At 68.1% G+C, this 19,146-nt stretch carries 9 protein-coding genes; 3 read left to right on the forward strand and 6 right to left on the reverse strand.

Annotated elements, in window-relative coordinates; all coding sequences use genetic code 11:
• Window positions 1-2: 2 nt before the first annotated feature.
• The 3 genes from ACTWQR_RS38590 to ACTWQR_RS38600 form a co-directional block, all read right to left on the reverse strand.
• Window positions 3-920, reverse strand: coding sequence for a peptidoglycan-binding protein (locus ACTWQR_RS38590; protein ID WP_443231912.1), 918 nt, complete (start codon window positions 918-920; stop codon window positions 3-5).
• A 595-nt stretch (window positions 921-1,515) separates the two neighbouring features.
• Window positions 1,516-4,812, reverse strand: coding sequence for a family 78 glycoside hydrolase catalytic domain (locus ACTWQR_RS38595; protein WP_443231913.1), 3,297 nt, complete (start codon window positions 4,810-4,812; stop codon window positions 1,516-1,518).
• A 153-nt stretch (window positions 4,813-4,965) separates the two neighbouring features.
• The gene (locus tag ACTWQR_RS38600) at window positions 4,966-6,231 is read right to left on the reverse strand and encodes a TIR domain-containing protein (RefSeq protein ID WP_443231914.1); all 1,266 of its coding nucleotides are present in this window, start codon (window positions 6,229-6,231) and stop codon (window positions 4,966-4,968) included.
• Window positions 6,232-6,355: 124 nt separating this feature from the next.
• Here ACTWQR_RS38600 and ACTWQR_RS38605 point away from each other — a divergent pair, with 124 nt between their 5' ends.
• Window positions 6,356-6,538 (forward strand): hypothetical protein, encoded by a 183-nt coding sequence (locus ACTWQR_RS38605; RefSeq protein ID WP_443231915.1) that lies wholly within the window; start codon window positions 6,356-6,358, stop codon window positions 6,536-6,538.
• A gap of 185 nt (window positions 6,539-6,723) precedes the next feature.
• On the opposite strand, the gene ACTWQR_RS38610 is transcribed toward ACTWQR_RS38605, so the two are convergent.
• Window positions 6,724-7,287 carry a snapalysin family zinc-dependent metalloprotease gene (locus ACTWQR_RS38610; RefSeq protein WP_443231916.1) on the reverse strand — a complete coding sequence of 188 codons (564 nt, stop codon included), beginning with the start codon at window positions 7,285-7,287 and terminating at the stop codon, window positions 6,724-6,726.
• Window positions 7,288-8,128: 841 nt separating this feature from the next.
• Window positions 8,129-8,581 (reverse strand): flavodoxin family protein, encoded by a 453-nt coding sequence (locus ACTWQR_RS38615; protein ID WP_443231917.1) that lies wholly within the window; start codon window positions 8,579-8,581, stop codon window positions 8,129-8,131.
• Window positions 8,582-8,692: 111 nt separating this feature from the next.
• On the opposite strand from ACTWQR_RS38615, the gene ACTWQR_RS38620 reads away from it, so the two are divergent.
• On the forward strand, window positions 8,693-9,013 hold the full coding sequence (locus ACTWQR_RS38620) for a hypothetical protein (RefSeq protein WP_443231918.1): 321 nt from the start codon (window positions 8,693-8,695) through the stop codon (window positions 9,011-9,013).
• 484 nt (window positions 9,014-9,497) lie between these two features.
• Here ACTWQR_RS38620 and ACTWQR_RS38625 read toward each other — a convergent pair whose 3' ends face one another.
• The gene (locus ACTWQR_RS38625) at window positions 9,498-10,118 is read right to left on the reverse strand and encodes a hypothetical protein (RefSeq protein WP_443231919.1); all 621 of its coding nucleotides are present in this window, start codon (window positions 10,116-10,118) and stop codon (window positions 9,498-9,500) included.
• Window positions 10,119-10,371: 253 nt separating this feature from the next.
• Here ACTWQR_RS38625 and ACTWQR_RS38630 point away from each other — a divergent pair, with 253 nt between their 5' ends.
• A complete protein-coding gene (locus ACTWQR_RS38630) occupies window positions 10,372-19,074 on the forward strand; it encodes a DNRLRE domain-containing protein (RefSeq protein WP_443231920.1) in 8,703 nt (2,900 codons plus the stop codon).
• Window positions 19,075-19,146 lie beyond the last annotated feature (72 nt).

Below are 19,146 nucleotides of genomic sequence, written 5' to 3' on the forward strand. Positions count from 1 at the left end.
TTTCAGGAGAACAGCAGGCGCCAGGTCAGCGGTCCGGGGGTGCCGTCGGCGTCGCCGCGCAGTTCCTTCCGTGACTTCTGGAAGTCCCGCACGTTCAGCCGGTCCGCCTCGCCCCAGGCCTTGCCCGGGCCGACGTTGTAGTGGTCGCCGAAGCCGCGCTTCACCAGCTGCTTGCCGAGCTGCAGGACGTACGCGTTCGAGGCCCCGGCCACGAAGTACTTGCGTCCCGGGAACGCGGGGACCTTCGGCTTGGCGGGTGTGGTCGCCTCCTGGGTGTCGTCGCCCAGGTCCAGGTCGGTCTTCGCGTACTTGATGATCCTGGCGAAGTCGATCGCGCCGGGGTCGCCATGGACGTTCTCGGGCACGTGCATGTGCCCGCAGACTCCCTTGAAGTCCGCCCACTGGGCGCCCGTCATCCGCTGGCCGCCGCGGTTCGCGTACGACGTGGGGTACGCGGGCCACGTCTTCGGGCCGGACAGCGGTACGCCGTGTTCCTCGTGCATCCAGGCCAGGAAGTCGGCGACGCCCCGCAGTGCCCAGTCGGGCGCGTCCGGCCAGTAGATGTGCGCCCGGCCCGCGTCCTTCCACTTCGCGTGGGTCTTCGGGTCGCAGGTGCCGACCAGCTCGACCTGGCACACGTTCATGGTGTTCGTCGCGACGCCACCCCGCAGATTGACCAGTGCCCTGGAGGAGGTCTCTATGTCGAAGTGCTGGTACCACTTCAGTTTCCTGGCGGCGAGGTCGGGGACCGCCGTCAGATTCGGTGCGGAGGAGCCGCCGCCGTATCCGGGCAGGGCGGAACCCTCCGTGGTGTGGAGGACGACGACATCGACCTGCATCGAGTCACCGCCGAAGTCGTCCTGGTACCAGTTCGCCCGGCTCGCGCCGGGGTATCGCTGGGGTCCCGTCTTGGTGCTCATCACAGACTCCTGGGTTGTGTGCGTCCTCGCTCGGTTCGGCGAGGCGGGTCACGCGGGTCGGACGGAACGAGTCGAACGGCCCTGCGGCACCGCTGATCGGGAGATTCAGCGCCCTTGTCCCAGGGCGGAACGGCGGCGGATCCAGGCGCATCGGTAGTACGTGGGGTGGGGTGCGGTGTTCGCTCGGTCCAGCAGTCAACCAATGGTTCGTTGCTCGGCTGTTGTTCGTGTGTTGTTCGCGACGGCACCGGGTTCCGATGTCTCGTCCGGTGCCGCTCAGCACGAGTAAATTCTCGAAGAACGGCCATCGCGGCACATCGGCTCAGGACCTGATCTCCGCACTGCCGTCTGCAACCTGAGTCAGAGGGCGGACTACGACCGCAGTCGCATGAGCCTGCGCAGCGCGCCCACGGCGAAGCGGGCAGGGCGTCCGCACGGGCGGCAGCCCCTTGGGGACGGCGTCGGCGGCCGGTGGACCGCAGGCGTGCGCGGTCGTGCCGAGCCCGTTCACCGTGCCGTGTCCGGTGACGCGCCGCCGAGGCTCGCGCCCGCGGTGGTTCGAGAACGGGCACCGTCCGACACGCCGTCGGGTCGCTCACGCCCGGCCTGTGAAGGCCCACTCCCCGTGCCCGACACGGAAGACGACGAACGCGGGGTCGCTGCGCAGGAACTCCGCGCCCTCCGGCGCGGCCACCCGGTCGCGCGCCCCTGACGGCACATGCACCTCGGCCGTCGAGCCCACCGGCACCCGCACCGACAGGCGCAGCTCCCGGTCCAGCCGCGACCAGGACACGGCGGCCTCGCCGCGCACCGTACGGATCGACGTACGGGCCCAGTTCACTCCCGTACGGGCGTCGGGGCGCACCGAGAAGGTGCGGTAGCCGGCGTCCCCGGGGCGCAGCCCGGCCACGTTCTCGTACAGCCACTGCGCGGCCGTGCCCAGGAAGTAGTGGTCGCGGGAGCGGGAGTCCAGCGGCCACATCTCCCACATGGTGTCGGCGCCGTTGGCCTGCCAGTACCCCCAGCTGGGATAGGTGCGCTGCGTAGCGACGGCGTGTGCCACGTCCGGGCGGCCGTGGGCGCACAGCACCTTCAGCAGCACGCTCGTGCCCAGGCAGCCGGTGTTGAGATGGTTGCCGCGCGCCTCGATGTCCGCCACCAGGCTGTCAAGGACGGAGGTGCGGGCGCCGGGCGGCACCAGGCCGAAGGCCAGCGGAATCGCGTTGGACGTCTGCCGGTACCCGGGGTCCTTCGCCGTGCGGTAGTGGCCCTCCGGACCCAGGAACGCCTCGTTGAACGCGGTCTTCAGGTTCTCGGCCGCCTCCCGGTACCGCTTCACGACCTCGCCGTCACCCAGCATTTCGCCCAGTTCGGCGGTGTGCAGCAGCGCCCGGTGGAGGTACGCGGTCGCGGTCAGCCGGGTGTCCTCCGGGGGGATCTCGTAGCCGGGCGCCACCCAGTCGCCGAGCGCCGTGACCGACAGCCCGTCCCGCAGCCGGGACAACTCCCAGTCCAGGTACCGGGTCAGCGTCGCCCAGTGCTCGCGGGCAACGCGCTCGTCCCCGTACACCCGGTACAGCTCACGGACGACGAACGGGTAGACGGTCGTCCACTCGGGGGAGGGGGCCAGCTCTTTGTAGCCCCAGCCGCCGCTCGGCACGATCACCGGCAACTGCCCCTCGCCGGTCTGGCTGTCCGCCAGATCGCCCAGCCACTTGGACAGGAAGCGGTGTATCCCAAAGGCGTATGCCATCACCGGCGTGCCCAGCTGGGCGTCGCCGGTCCAGCCGTTCTTCTCGTACATGGGGGTGTCGGTCGGGATGCCGTGCAGGTTGTTCAGGAGGGTGCGGCGCATGGCACCGTCCAGCCACTCGTAGAACGGCTCCGAGCAGCCGAAGGAGCTGACCTCCTCGACACGGGTGTGCACCAGCCGCCCCAGCACCTGCTCCGGGGACGGGCGGGAGGGAAGGCCGTGGATCTCCACGTAACGGAAGCCCTTGTACGAGAACTTCGGCTCCCAGACCTCGCCCTCGTCGCCGCCCGCGCAGATGTATTCGTCGGTCTGGAAGCGGCCCGGGACATGGCCGGTCTCGGCGTGCACACTTCCGTCGGCCTTCAGCTTTTCGCCGTGGACGAGGCGGACGACAGCGCCCGCGTCGGCGCCGCGGACGGTGAGGCGGGTCCAGCCCGCCATGGTGCGGCCCATGTCCACCACGTACACCCCGGGGCGGAGCTCGGTGATCTCCGTCGGCCGTACCGTCTCGGTGATCTCGATCGGGTCGTGCGGCTGCGCCCTGAGCGCGCCCCCGGGGGCCCGCTGCACACCCGCCGTCCGCCAGCCGCTGTCGTCGAAGCCGGAACGGGTCCAGCCGCCCGGGGCCCGGCGTGCGTCGTAAGTCTCGCCCGCGTAGAGGGAGTTGGACCGGGTCGGCCCCTCGGTGATCCGCCACTCGCCGTCCGAGGCGACGGTGGTGCGGGAGCCGTCCGGGTGGTCGATCTCCAGCTGGGCCAGCAGCCGGGGCTCGCCGTGCCACGGCGGGCGGTGCCAGTTCCAGACGTTGGGGGTGGTCATGCCGAAGAATCCGCGGCCGAGGGTGACGCCGATGGCGTTCTCGCCGCGCCGCAGCAGCGCCGTGACGTCGTGGACGGCGTACAGCACGGTCTCGTCGTAGTCCGTGAAGCCGGGGTCGAGCACCTGCCGGCCGACCCTGCGGCCGTTGATCTCGGCCTCGTAGTAGGCGAGTCCGCTGATGTAGAGGCGAGCCCGCGAGATCCGCTGCCGCACGGTGAAGGCGCGGCGCAACAGCGGCGCGGGCTGTTCCGGCACGGTGACGCTCACGCCGTCGCCCCAGGGACCCTGCCCGTACGGGGCGAGAACGGCGGCCGGAGCCCAGGCCGTGTCGTCGAACTCCGGGCGCTGCCAGCCTTCTTGGGGCTCGGTCGCCACAACGCGCCAGCCGGGGCCGGTGACCAGTTCGTGCGGGCCGCCGTCCTCCGTCTCGACGACCAGCCGGACCAGCAGGCCACCGGGGTTCACGGAGGCGCCGGGGCGGTTGGTGGCACGGGCGGCGAGCACCACCGGGCGGTCGGCGGCGCGGGCGTCCTCGGTGATGTCGGTGACATCGACGGCACGGCCGGTGCGCCAGCCGTCCTGCTGCTCCGGCGCGTGCAGCACCTGCCGGCCGTCCAGATGGAGAGTGAAGTCGTCGTCGGCGGTGGCGACGACGGTGGCCCGCCGCACCCGCGTGCCGTCCGGCAGACGCAGCACCGCCCGGAACCAGCGCGGTCCCACGGGGGCGTCGGAGGACGTGGCGTCCGGCGACCAGATCCACGAGGCACCGGAGAGGGAGGGCGGCTGCGGGGGCAGGTCGGCGCCGATCCAGCGGGCCTGCCACTCAGCGTCCGACAACGTTGTCTCCCACCAGCGGACCTCGCTCCAACGGGAGGGTCGCCCGGCGCCGTCCCAGACCCGTACCCGCCAGTGGTAGCGAGTACGGGGGCGCTGCGCAGGCCCGTCGTAGGGGACGCTCACGCTGCGGTCGGACGCCACCTTCCCCGAGTCCCAGACCAGCCTGGTCGCAGCCCCGGTGCGGTCCGTCAGCTGCCTGGAGTCGAGGGCCACCTGGACCTGGTACGCGCTCTGCCGGGCGTCTTGCCCAGTAGCGGACAGCTCCCAGCTGAGGCGGGGGAGTTCGACGTCGGTACCGAGGAGCCGCTCGGTGTACTCGACGGTGGTGCGCTCGATGCGGAGTGCTCCGGTGCGGTCGTCCTCCGGACCCCGCGCGGGTGTGCCGGCGGCCGCCGCCGGGCCGGAGGGGAGCGCGGTGAACCCGGCGCCCACGCCCGCCGTCGTGCCTTTCAGGAAGAGTCTTCGGTTCCAGGACTGGCCCATGCGTGTTCCTCGCTCGCTGTGTCGCCGCGGACAACGAAGGCGTACTTGAAACGATTCAAAATTTCCCTTGCCGGGCAATGTTATGTACGCGAGTGGCGCCCAACAAGGTGTGTGACGGCGGAGGTTGGGGCAACTTGGTGCGTCCCCCGGTGCTCAGGGCGCCCGCAGCGTTGGCGAACTCATCGACAACGCCGTCAGCCATGGGTGCGGTCCGGCCGACGCTTTTATCGCCTTCGTTGTCTCAGCAACTCCGAACCGCACCAGGGGCCCTGTCTTCATGCAGGGCGACCGGGAAATCACCCGCTCCGCGTGGAGACCGAGTAGACGGCGGCTGCCGGGAAGGAACCACAGCTCTTGTACGCCGGGGTAGGAGCCGTAGCGCTGGGGATCGAGCGTTCCGACCGCACGCCGTTTCCGGGTGTCCCACAGCGTGATCACCCCCTCGCCCCGAGTGCCGTACGCGAGCAGGGACCCGTCGTCGCTCAGTGCGACGCTGGCATCCGGGGGCGCCGAAACAGGAACGTTGCGGGACGGCAGCGGGACCGGCCCGCGGACCTGGGCGACCGTGTGCCGAGTCGCGTCGGCGGCCGCCATGAGTGCGGCCCGGGCTTCCGGTGTGTCGGCAGCCGCTCGGGCGGCGAGTGCGAACCGCGCGGCGTCGGTGGCGTTGTCATCCAGCCGGTTCTCCGCGACCTTCGCCAAACTCCGGGAGAGGCCGACGTCTTCCGCACGCTCGGCACGGCTGCCCTCTCGAAGCCATGAGGCCCCTGCGACGAGTGCCGCGACCGTCACCAGGGACACCGCCGCGACAGCCGTACGCCGCCAAGTGCGGCCTTTGCGTGGCTCGTCGAGATCACGGCCGACCAGCTCGTCCTTCGGCTTGCCGTGGATTCTCGACGCCAGTGTCGCCACCCGTGTGCGGAACCGGTCGTCGGTACGCAGCGACACATCCCGACGCATGGTGAAGTCCCGCATGTCCGCTGTCAGGGGCTCCGTTCGGAACCAGCCGCGCAGATCGTCGGGCAGAGCGGTGGTCCGTTCCCAGTCGTAGTCCCCGCGGTCGTCGTCCCATGCCAGGGAGCCATCGACCCAGGCGATCAAGAAGTCCCGGCTGCTGCGATGGGCCCGCCACCATCGCACCTCTCTACGGACGTACGTGGATCCGGCGCTGTGCGGCGACGCCACCAGAACCAGAAATCGTGAGTCGGCCAGTGTGGCCTCAAGGGCACCGGACAGATCGTCGGTGGCCTCCATGTGCGTGTCGTCGCGGAAGACGCGCAGGGCGCGCCGTTTGGTCCAGGGCTTGGCCAAGCGTTGCAGGCCGTCCTGCACGGCCTCGGCCATAGCGATGTCCGGTCGCCACGTGTACGAGATGAACGCGTCGTACGCGTATGGTCCGTCGTCTTCCCCGGCAGGCATCCACTCCCCCTCGCGGCCAGTACCGGTGTGATCGAGCGTTGGTGATCGTAGGGGACGGGCCTTGACCCGTGCCGACTTCCCAAGTTGCCCCGGTGGCGCGGACCGGGTCGCCGACAGTGGAGACGTGGGCAACGCAGGACTGAAGGTTTGCCCGTTCGGCCTCCAGCCAGGCCAGCGCTTCCTTGTGTTCGACGAATACCGGCAGCATCGCGGCCACGCTGTCTTCGGGTTGTGCCTGCTCAGAACGCAGTACGCCGTCGTTGAAGCCGATCGCGTCGTACTTCTGGCTGAACCACCCGTTATGTGACCGCCTGCCGGAGGTGTCCTTGGGGCCGCGGATGGTCCTGATCGTGAGGTTGAGGACGCTACCGAGCGCCGTGCACGATGCCCTGCCCCGTCGCACACCAGGCACCAGGAGCCACCAGGAGGCACGAGGGGGCAGGGCATCGTGAAGTGCTGTGAATCTGCTGGGAACCGTCAGGAACGGAACGGTCAGTCCAGGTACATCCGCGGCTCGTAGGCGTGTGCCGGGCTGTTGCCGACGGTGGCGAAGTTGTCTTCGACGGCGGCTCGTTCGGCGGCGTCCGGGTCGGGGTTGGTGCAGTCGACCCCGGCCGAGGAGCCGGACATGAGGCTGCTGCACGGGCCCGGTTTCGCGTCGGGCAGCCCGAGGATGTGGCCGAGTTCGTGCGCGGCGATGCGGATGGTGTGGTAGCCCTCGTTCACCGCCTGCCGTCCCATCCACACGGTGCCGTTGCCCAGGCTGGTGGTTTGGGCGCGCGGCCAGCCGTCGTCCGCGAGGATCTCGATGTTGGCCTCGTCACCCGCGGCCACCGGCTCCAGTTGGACGTTGGCCACGCTCTCGTTCCAGACCTCCGCACCGCTGTGGACCGCGTCGACGAACTCCGCGGCCCCCTCCGTGTCGTACGTTAAGACGATCGCAGCGGTGGCCGCCGGAGGTGCGGGCGCGGCCGAGGCCGTGGCCTGACCGATGGTCCACGACAGCGCCACCACCAGCATGATGGTCAGCGCCCGCGCGGCGTTTCTGAGTGTCACGGTGATCCTCCTGTGGGGGGAAGAGTGCTCATCATGCCCATGACATGATGCCGGTCATCTGCCCCTCCCTGTCCCTTCCAATCCGTCCGCCGTTCACTCGGCGCGCTGTTGGGCGGCGGCTTGTAGCTCGCCGAAGCGGAGGTGCGGGTCGGTGAGCACGGCGACGATCGGCAGGGCGACGGCGATGGTGCGGTGGGGCGAGGTGGGAGGCGGGCAGGGCCGTCGTCTCCAGCCGTTCGGGCGCGATCGGGCGGTGGCCCGGTTGAGGGTGTCACGGAGAACTCGATGCGGTCGCCCGTATCGGAGTCAACAGCGACAGGGTGCTACGAATGCGAGGGCCGGTTGAGGTGGTGGACCTTCGCGTCCGGCGGGCACGGCCTGCGGCACAGCGGCAGGCACGCTGTCACGCTCCTCCTGGGTGAACTCGCGCTTTCCGGCGAGTTGGCAGAGCTTGCGCTGCCAGTACTCCGGCCGCAGGAATGCGGCGTCGGCCGTGGAGTCGGCTGCTGATTCCTTGCCGGGCCATACCTGACGTATCGTCAGTCCGGATCTCGCTCGTCGGCGTGGTTGCGGGACTGAAGGGCGTGCAGGCGGCGGGGAGGAGGAGGTTGACGGTGCGTGGAGCGCTGCCGCGGGTGCAGCGCGTTCTGGGATGCACCTTCTGCTGATGCTGTCGCTGCGCATGGCCGGGGCCTCAGTCGTCATGGTCACTTCCGGCAGGAGGAGGGCACAGCCCGTCTCGAACGACCCTCGGTCACGGTCAGTTCGAGCGCTCCCCGATCCGCCGGAATGCGGGACACCGCACAGCGGCGGATCACACTTCCGCCTTGCTTCCCCGCGGTCAGTCCATCAACCCGGCTGTGACCGTCGCGCCGAGCTCCCAGCACGCCTCGATGTCGGCCTTGCTCGGCTCGCCGGTGACGGTCACCGGCTCGGCTGCACGGCGCCAGCCGAGGCCCGTCGTGATCGACTCGATCCCGCGCAGGGCCCCTGTCGTATCGTTCCCGCCGTGCACGTAGAAGCCGAATGGGCGACCGCGTGTAGCGTCCAGGCAGGGGTAGTACACCTGGTCGAAGAAGTGCTTGAGGGCGCCGGACATGTAGCCGAGGTTCGCCGGGGTGCCGAGCAGGTATCCGTCCGCGGCCAGTACGTCCGACGCCGTCGCGGACAGCGCGGCGAGCCGTACGACTCGGACGCCCTCGATCTCCGGTGCCGTCGCGCCGGACACCACGGCTTCGAACATCGCCTGGCAGTGGGGTGAAGGCGTGTGATGCACGATCAGCAAAGTGGCCACGTCCCGAACCCTGCCGTGCCATCACATCCCGTTGCAAGCGGCGCCGCTGTCGGCCGTCACGCGGGTCTTCCGCGCGCTGCGATCGAGGATGGCTCGTTCGACGCGGTCTGCGTGTACTTCTCGTTGCTGCAGATGTCCCGCGAGCGGCAGTCGGATCTGATTCGGCGGCTGGTGTGGGGCCTGCGGCCGGGAGGCGGTCTGGTGCTCGCCACCGTGCCCGCCGACGTGGAGGACGTCGAAGTCGTGTTCATGGGGCAGCAGGTCCGGGCGACGAGCTTCGCCACCGAGGACCTCGTGTCCCTCGTAAGCAGGGCAGGTCTGGCGGTGGAGTCCAAGCACCACGCGATGATCACCCCGGCCCACCCCGACGCCGTCCCCGAGCCCCACCTCTTCCTGTACTGCCGACAGAAGGAGACACAGTCGACCGCCTGACGTGACCGACCAAGGCGGGGGACAGGGAGTGTGTCCCGTCCCCCTGACACCTGCCAGGCCCGTTCGGCGGCAACTTCTCCCAGTAGTACGGCGAACCGGTGCGCGGACTCCCCCTGGACCCGGCAGCGAGCCGGGTAACTCACCGGGACGAACTGACCGGCGGTTACCCATGGTTCGAGCGCACAGTGCTCGCTGGAGCGAGCACTGTGCCGGTGCGGGGGGACGCCCATGGACGTGACCGGGCGCGGCGCTTGTGCGACCGTGATCCATATCGAAACTCCGACGGTCGCGGTCCATCCCGCCGGCGTCAAACACCGTCCCGAAGCGCCGCAGCTCTGCCAGCTCGCGCGAGCGGCCGGCGCCGCGGTGCAGAGCATGAAGGGTGAGGCGCAAGGGGGGGCACGGCCGGGCCCGAGTGCAGTCTGCTCGTGCTGCCCTCGTCCGAACGCCGCGACCCGCGGGCTGCCTGCTTCGCGGCGCGATGTCAGCCTTCGGTCGTGTCCGGCCGAGGCAGGACGCCGGAACACGTGGCGCGGCCGAACGTGCCGGTGGCGGTGGCGCTTTGGACGTGCTTGCCGCGGATGGCGACGGCGCAGCGGGCCTGGCCGCCCTTCTCGTCGAGGGTGATGTTGATGATCGGGTCCTTGCCGAGGGGGACGTCGACGGTCGTGCGCCACGGCAGGGTGGCTTGGCTGACGACGGTCGCTTTGCCGGTCTCGTTGCGGGCCTGGTAAGTGATGTCGGCGGTGCCCTGGCCGGTCACTTCGTACGTCACTGAGGCGGTGGGGATGCGGCGTTCGGGCTTGCTGCCGCTGTCGTCGGTGTCAAGCACGCCGTAGAGGACGAGGCCGCCGCAGGCGGCCACTGCCGCTGCGGCGGCTAGCAGGCCCGCGCGGTCCGCGCGGCCGGGGCGTTGTGGTGTGGGGTCCGCAGGTTCGGTCTGGTCCGCCGCTGACTTCTTTTCGGTATCGGGTGTTTCCGCGTGCGCCGGGGTTTCTGCCGGTTTCTTGTCCGCGGGCGTTCCGGCCGGTTCCGGGGCGGCGATGCCGTCCGATTCCTCGGACCCCGGCCGGGGTGTCGAGGATTTCCGGATTGTGCCGCCCATGAATTCTCCCTCGAAATCAGAATTGTGAATGCTCGGGTTGGAACGGGGCGGTTATACACCACGTCATCGACTGATGGCCAGCGAGCGGAAATATCGGACACAGGGCAGCCTGTTTAATGTCAACTGTGCCAACCATCACCAATGTCCGGCCACTTGACGCTGTGTCAATCAAGTGATTAAAAACTCGGGGCCGGTGGCCTGTGACTTCTTGTTCCTGCAGGCAGAGATGGGCTGGCGGCATGCTTCGGTTGCGATGTATGAGGAAAGGTTTGGCGTGAGATCCAGATTGGGCAGGCTTATCGCGTGCCTGGTGGTATCCGCGGTGACGAGTACTGCGCTGCCGCAGGTCGCTTATGCCGCGTCTCCCTCTGATGGTGACGACGAGGGAATCGTCGACACCTTCAAGGGCTGGTTCGCGGATGATGGCGCGGGCGACAGAAAGAAAGTGGATAAACCCCCGTCGCATGATGAACTGGGGATAGCCGACCGGCAGAAACTTCCCAGGGGAAAGAAGGACCCGGAGGCCAAACGGGTCAGAGAGCTGACGGGAAAACGGACGTCGAACGCGCGGTTCTGGCAGTTGTCCGACGGCCGGGTGCAGGCGGAGCTGTCGGCGCAGCCGACCTCCTACCGGGACGCGAAGTCGAAGTCCTGGAAGTCCATCGACACCGAGGTCCACGCGAGTGGGGCGAAGGGCTTCGACTTCGCCAACACGACGAACTCCGGTAAGAGCTGGTTCGGTTCGGACACCGGCCGGCTGCTGCGCTTCGAGGCGCCCGACGGCCGGTCGGTCACCCTCGGCCTCAAGGACGCGGGCAAGACGCTGAAGCCCGAGGTCAAGGGCAGCACGGTCACCTACAGGGACGCGGTGCACGGCGCCGATGTCGAGTACGTGACCGGTCCGGGCCGGGTGAAGGAGAACATCACCCTGGCCGAAGCCCCGGACGGCCCGTTGTCGTTCACGTTCACCCTGGATGCCGACGGGCTGGTGCCCAAGGCGCGCGAGGACGGCTCGATCGCGCTGTTCGGGGAGCTGCCGAATACGCCGGTGATGGTGATCCCGGCGGCGTTCATGACGGACGCGCGCAAGGACGCCGCCTCCCCGTACGGCCACGCCTACAGCTCCAAGGTGACGCAGAAGCTGACCCGGGACGGCAGCGACTGGCAGCTGACCCTCACGCCGGACGCGAAGTGGCTGGCGGCGAAGGAGCGGCAGTATCCGGTGGTTGTCGATCCGACGATCACGATCGCGCCGTCGCCGTCCGGCTCGCAGGACGCGATGGTGCTGCAGGAGGCGCCCACGACGAACTACGGGCAGTCGTGGAAGCTGGCCGTGGGGCGGACGACTCCGGGTACCGCCCGTTCTCTGATCAAGTTCCCGCTGGACGAGATCCCCTCAGGCACCGAGCTCGACTCGGCGCGCCTGGAGATGTACTTCGACAACACGCACACCACGGGCGGCGCCGACGTCCCGATCGAGGTGCACCGGGCCACCGGCACGTGGTCGGAGACGGGGGCGACCTGGAACAGCACCAGTGCGCTGGTGGGGGAACTGTCCGGCACGAGCGTTCAGGTCGATGACGGGGACGTTGGCACCACGGCGGCCGTCGGCACCTGGAAGGCCGGAGGGCAGACCCAATACGGCATCGGGGGTGACTACCTCTACAACAAGGACTCCATCACCACGGACACCTACACCTGGCAGCCGAAGTTGCCGGAGACGGCCTCCTACCGGGTGGACGCGCACTACGTGCAGTACTCCGACCGGTCCATGGCCGCCCCGTACACGGTGACGGGCAGCGGCGGCACCGCCGCCTACACCGTGGACCAGACGGCTGGTTCGGGTGGGGTGTGGGCGTCCCTCAAGGGCGGCTCGCAGATCGACTTCGCCAAGGGAACGGCCGGCAAGGTCGTCCTGGGCGACACGGACGCCTCGACGGCGGTCATCGCGGATGCGGTGCGCTGGGTGAACCCGGCGTCGATCGTGAAGAACATCGGTGAGTACAACCAGTGGCACAAGTTCCCGGTCACCGACACCGTCCAGCAGTGGGTGGACGGCACCGCGACCAACCACGGGTTCGTCCTCAAGGCCGAGGACGAGTCCACCAGCGGTCCGCTGGGCGGCCCGCGCTACGAGGCCGGTGACGGCGACTACGGCGGCGAGACCTCCACCATCCCCAGGCTGACGGTCACCTACGGCAAGGTCGGCACCACGCTGAACTCGCCCACCGTCGTCCACTCCACCGGTCCCGAACTGTCGTGGAAGGCGTACGCGAACACCACCGGCGACAGCGACCTGGACATCGCCGAATACCAGCTGCACCGCTCCACGCAGCAGGCGTTCACGCCGTCCGCGGCCACGCTGGTGGCGCCCATCGACAAGGCGGCCACCTCCCATACGGACACCACCGCGACCCCGACCTCGGACAGCTCGGCGGCGGAGATCGGCCGGTCGTACTACTACCAGATCGCGGTCAAGACCACCGACGGGCAGCTGCTCGGCTCGCCGACCCGCATCGTCGGGGTGCCCAAGGCCGGCCGCACCATGAAGCTGATCCAGGGCAGCGGCGCCGGGGTCACGGACACCACCCTGTCCTCCGCGCAGCCGACCACCAACCAGGACACCATCAACTCCTGGGACGTGGGCCAGAAATGGCTGTCCGTGGGCAACAACTCGCCCACGTACGGCAAGACCCGAGCGGCGATGAAGTTCCCCACCGGCGACATCCCCACCAGCGCCACGGTGCTGGAGTCACGCATGTTCATGTGGGGCGCGGAGACCACCACCGACACCGATGGTGCGATCTACGAACTCCACGGCCTGAACCGGGACTTCGGCGAGACCACCGCCACCTGGAACAACGCTGACTCGTCGACCGCCTGGACCAGCGCGGGCGGCGACTACTCGGCCACCGTCTCCGACACCGTGGCCAGCGTGTACGACGTGGGCCGCCACTGGTGGGACGCCACCTCCCTGACCCAGGGCTGGATCAAAACCCCGACCAGCAACAAGGGCGCCCTGGTCAAGCTGAAGGACGAGACCGCCGGCGGCCCGCAGGAACGCACCCTCTTCCTGGCCTCGGAGACCGCCGACCAGCAGATCGGCCCGCTGCTGCGCGTCATCTACGTCGACTCGACCACCGAGGACACCTACTACGCGCCGCAGACCCCGGCCCGCATGACCCCCAACTCCACGTACACGGTGGACTTCACGGTCACCAACACCACCTCCAGCGCCTGGGCGACAGGTGAGCGCGAGCTGTCCTACACCTGGAAGCTCCCGGACGGCACGGACGTGACGACCGGCGGCAACCAGGCCGCCACCGCCATCCCGGCCCTGAGCCCGGGCCAGTCCGCGACGATCAAGGCGCAGGTCAAGACGCCGATCAACTCAGACTCGGGCAACAAGCGCACCGAGTACGTGCTGGGCTGGGACGTCCGCAAGATCGCCGACGGCAGCTGGCTGTCCGCGGGCACGGGCGCCATCCCGGCCCTGAAGCAGAACGTGGCCGTCGAGGACCCCACCTCGAACTCGCTGGGCCTGGAGAAGTTCTACTCCTACACCGGCAAGAACACCGGTTCCGGCGCTACGGTCATGAACAACCTGGCCTCGGGCAACTCGGTCTGGTCGTACAACGCGTTCAACAACCCGGGCCGCGGCCTGAACACCTTCGCCCGCTTCTCCTACAACTCCCTCGACACGAGTGACACCGTCCTCGGCGCCGGCTGGTCGGGGCAGACAGCCGGTCCCGTCCGGCTCGGGGCTCCGCTGGACTTCCACCCCAACCCCAACCCGACGGAGATCCGTCTCCCGGACGGCGACGGCACGACCCACGTCTTCAGCAAGCAGCCGGACGGGTCGTGGAAGGCCCCGGCCGGAGTGCACTACAAGGTCACCATGAAGGCGGGCCTGGACTGCACGCCGGACAAGGACCCGGTCCCCGACGCCTGGACGCTCACGCGCCCGGACGGGACGCGTTTCCTCTTCGGCTGCGACGGCTACCTGACCTCGGTCGTCGACCGGAACGCCAACACGCAGACGTACACCTACGAGGAGCACAAGTCGGGCGGCAAGCCCACCAAGTACCTCAAGTACATCACCGACCCCGCGGGTCGGCAGTCGCTCACCGTCGACTACTACGACAAGAGCGAGGCGCCGTTCCCGAAGGTCGTCGACCACGTCCAGTCCATGGTCGACGTGTCCGGGCGCAAGCTGACGTTCGAGTACTCGGACCAGGCGCTCCTGACGAAACTGACCGACGGCGCGGGCTCGTCGCAGCCCAAGGTGTTCGGCTTCGACTACGACGCCACGCAGGGCAACAAGAACGTCAAACTGGTCCGGATCACCGACCCGCGCGGCAACGGCACCGGTCTGGCGTTCAACGAACCGAAGGCCGGCGACGACCCGAAGTACCACTGGTGGACCAAGACAATCACCGACCGCGCGGGCGGTGCCACGGGCTTCACGTACGCGGCGAACGCCACGAACCCTGAGTTCACCGACTCCACGGTGACCGACGCCGAGTCGCACGTCACCACGCACGTGGCAGATGACTTCGGCCGTCCGGTGCAGAACACCAACGCCAAGTCGCAGGTCGCGAAGACGGGCTGGGACGCGGACAACAACGTCACGTACCTCGAAGAGGACAACGGCGCCAAGACCGTGTACTGCTACGACGCGAAGACCGGCTACCCGCTCTGGCAGCGCGACCCGGAGAACAACAAGGCCGGGGTTCCGCCCCAGTCGGACTGTGCGCCGGGCACCTACCCGGCCAACTCAGTCAGGTACGAGTACCAGACCCGGCTCGACGGCTACTCGGCCGACCTGTACACAAAGACGTCCCCCGAGGGGCGCAAGTGGCAGTTCGCGTACGACACGTTCGGGAACCTGAAGACGGTCACCGACCCGAAGGGCGTCGCCACCACCGGCACCGCCGGGGACTACACCACGTCCTACGAGTACGACACCTACGGCGAGCTGACCAAGGCGACGGACGCCAACGGCAACCCGAGCACCAACAGCGCCTTCGGTCCCACGGGCTACCCGACGAAGATCACCGACGCGCTCGGCAAGTCCACCTCGTTCGTGTACGACGAACGCGGCCAGGTCACCCAAGTCACCGACGCCGACCTCAAGGTGACCACGCAGACGTACGACACGTACGGGCGTCCGCTGGTCAAGACCGTGCCGAAGAACCAGGCCGCGGGCGTACTGATCACGACACCGGCGCCGGTCTACGACGCCAACGACAACATCACGAAGTCGACGTCACCGGGCGGCGCGTTCTCCACGGCCGTGTACGACAAGTCCGACCAGGTCAGCGAGGCCACGTCTCCCAAGGACACGGCGACGTCCGACGAGCGGAAGGCGACCTACACGTACGACAAGGTCGGCAACCTCAAAACGACGACGGAGCCCAAGGGCTCGCTGACGTCGGCGGACACGACCGACTACGTCACCACCAACAACTACGACGAGATCTACGAGCTCACCTCCGTGGTCAACGCGGCGGGCGACAAGGTCTCCTACGGCTACGACAACGTCGGCAACCTCACCAAGGTCGTCGACCCGAAGAAGAACGCGACCTCCGACCCGGACGACTACACCACGAAGACCGACTACGACCTGAACCACCGGGTCATCACGCTCACCGACGCCGCGGGCAAGACCAGCAAGAAGTCCTACGACAAGGACTCCTTGGCGATCTCGACCACGGACGCCGAGAACAACATCGTGAACGTCACCTATGACGAGCGCGGCAAGCAGACCGAGGTCAAGGTCCCGTACTCGGGCACCACGACGCGGTCGACGAAGTTCGAGTACGACCAGGTCGGCAACACCACCAAGGTGATCACACCGCGAGGCGTCGCCACCGCGGCCGCGGACGACTTCACCGCGCGTACCGAGTACGACGCGCTGAACCGGCCGGTCAAGCAGTACCAGCCGTACGACCCGGCGGACTCCCGCTACAACAAGGCGAACGTCTACACACGGACCGACTACGACGCGGTGGGCCGGGTCACCACGACCTCGATGCCGCCGTCCGAGGGCCAGACGGTCCGCAACGACACCACCTTCGAGTACTTCGACAACGGTTGGACGAGGAAATCCACCGACCCGTGGGACATCGCGACCACCTACGACTACAACGAAATCGGCAAGCAGACCGCCCGCACGCTCACCTCGGCCGGCGGCTCGTCCGACCGCACCATGTCGTGGTCGTACTACCCCGACGGCAAGCTCAAGTCGAAATCGGACGACGGTGTGCCGGTCGGCAAGTCGGTCGTCCTGGTGGACAACTCCGACACCCAGAACACCGCCTACACGGGTACCTGGCCCAAGGCGGACATCGCCGGTCAGCAGGGCTACGACCACCAGACGCACGCGGCGGGCACGGGCACGGACGCGTTCACATGGACGCTGAACATCCCGAAGGACGGCACGTACGCCGCGTATGTGAGGTTCCCGAAGGTGACCGGTGCCGCGACGACGGCCAAGTACACGCTCACGCACGGGACGACGACTGAGCCATCGGTGACGAAGGACCAGAACGCGAACACCGGCACGTGGGTGTCGCTGGGCTCGTACAGCCTCAAGCGGGACGAGGGCGCCAAGCTGAAGCTGGACCAGAACAGCGGCGGCATCGCGGTCGCCGACGGCGTCAAGCTGGTGCGCGACACGGCCGGCGAGACAGACAGCGAGAAGAATTCCTTCGCCTACGCCTATGACGCCAACGCCAATCTGACCTCGATCGACGACACCTCTTCCGGTGCCAGGATCGACGCCTACACGCTGACGTACACCGGCCTCAACCAGATCGCCAGGGTCACCGAGGCGTTGGCGGGACAGGAGAAGAAGGCGACGTCGTACACGTACGACGCCAACAGCCAGCCGGACACCGTCAGCCACCCCGACCAGTACTCCAAGTACACCTACGACCTTCGCGAGCTGGTCAAGACAGTGTCGGTCGGCACGTCGGCCACCGACGCCTCGCCGAAGGTGTCCTCGTACACGTACACCGACCGCGGTCTGAAGCTGAAGGAGACCAAGGCCAACAACAACACCGTCGACTACGGCTACTACCTCAACGGGTCCCTCAAGACCCAGACCGAGAAGAAGCCCAACAGCACCCTGGTCAGCGACCACACCTACGCCTACGACCCGAACGGGAACCGGGCGCAGGACGTCGCGAAGAAGATGAACGCCGACGATCACACGGCGCTCCTCTCCTCGACCACCGACTTCACCTACGACCCGGCCGACCGCCTGGCGAAGTCCGTGAAGACCGGTACGGGCGCGGGCACCGACACCTACGTCCACGACGACAACGCCAACGTCGTCTCGCAGACGGTCGGCGACAAGACCTCGACCTACGACTACGACCGCAACCGGCTCCTGTCGTCGACGACGTCGGGCACGGCGTTCTCGTACAACTACGACCCGTTCGGCCGGCAGGAGTCCGTCACCGGGGGCGGCAAGACCATCGAGCGAAGCGTCTACGACGGGTTCGACCACGTCGTCGACGCGCAAAAGCTCGACGACTCCGGCTTGCTGAAGTCGACGAAGTACACCTTCGACCCGTTGGACCGCACGACGTCGAAGACGGTGGACGGCAAGACCACCGACTACGACTACCTCGGCATGTCCACGGAGGTCCTGGGCGAGGAGGTCGCCGGCAAGCTGACCAAGTCGTACCAGTACAGCCCGTGGGGCGAGCGACTGTCACAGATCACGCACAACACCGACGGCACGACCGAGGACGGCTACTACGGCTACAACGGCCACTCCGACGTCGAGACCCTGACGACGAAGGACGGCGACACCAAGGCCACCTACGGCTACACCGCCTACGGCAAGAACGACGACTCCGAGTTCACCGGCATCGACAAGCCCGACACCGCCGACCCCACCAAGGAGGCGTACAACCCCTACCGCTACAACGCCAAGCGCTGGGACGCCAATTCGGGCACGTATGACATGGGTTTCCGCGAGTACAACCCGGGTCTCAACCGATTCACCACCCGGGACATGTACAACGGCGCCCTCGCCGACAGCGACCTCGGCACCGACCCGATGACCGGCAACCGGTACGCCTTCACCGGCGGTAACCCCACGAGCTTCGTGGAGATGGACGGCCATCTGCCGTGCGCCGAGGGCATCATGGACGTGTGCGGAGGCGCCACCGGCACCGACGGCGTCTGCCTGATCTGCGTCGCCACGCCGAACCCCGGCGCGTCGAAGCCGATCGCCCGCAAGCCGGCCGTCGCCAACCAGGACCTCGACAAGGCGCTCGGGCAGCTGTACGCGCGTGACTTCGTCCAGGACGCCGACGTCTACGGCGACGGCAAGACCACCACGGCCCTCATCCAGGAGTTCAACTCCGGTCAGAAGACCGGAAAGCTCTGGCACATGCAGAAGGCGTCCAATGCCATGGTCGCCCTCTCGAACCTCCTGGAGGACGACCGCAGGGCCCGGGTCAAGGGGAACGGGCTGCTCAACGACGCCGACCTCAAGGTCGCCCAGGCCGAGGCCGGTGAGCTGTGGAACGCGCTCAATTCGAAGGACATCGCCGGTGCGGTGACCAAGGACGTGAACGCCAACCCCGCGATGCTCGCGGCGATCAACACGAACAGGGCCACCGTCGCGGGCACGCTTGCGATGCAGGAACTGACCGGGCAGGACTTCGCCCCCGCACATCCGTTGGCCAGGCAGACGCCGGTGGGCGATCCCGTGAAGATGCGGGGTGCCTACAAGGCCTTCGGCATCGCCGGAGGGGTGGTCTCGGCGGCCCAGGCTCCCAGCTACATCAAGAGCTACGGCTGGGGCAGAGGGTCGTGGGAGATGTTCAAGGACGTCTTCGACCCGCTCGGAGTCGCCGACAGCATGGGTGACGATCCCTTCGTCGACGGCGGCGGATCGAACATCTGCGACCCGTCGAGCGGGAATTGCGCCTGACAGGTAGTTGATGACAGCAGTCGTTTTCTGCGGTCATTGACTTCGGTTGATTCGGGGCCCGTCGCGCACAGC

Source organism: Streptomyces sp. 2A115 (assembly GCF_052245575.1).
In the GTDB taxonomy this organism is placed as follows: Bacteria; Actinomycetota; Actinomycetes; order Streptomycetales; family Streptomycetaceae; genus Streptomyces.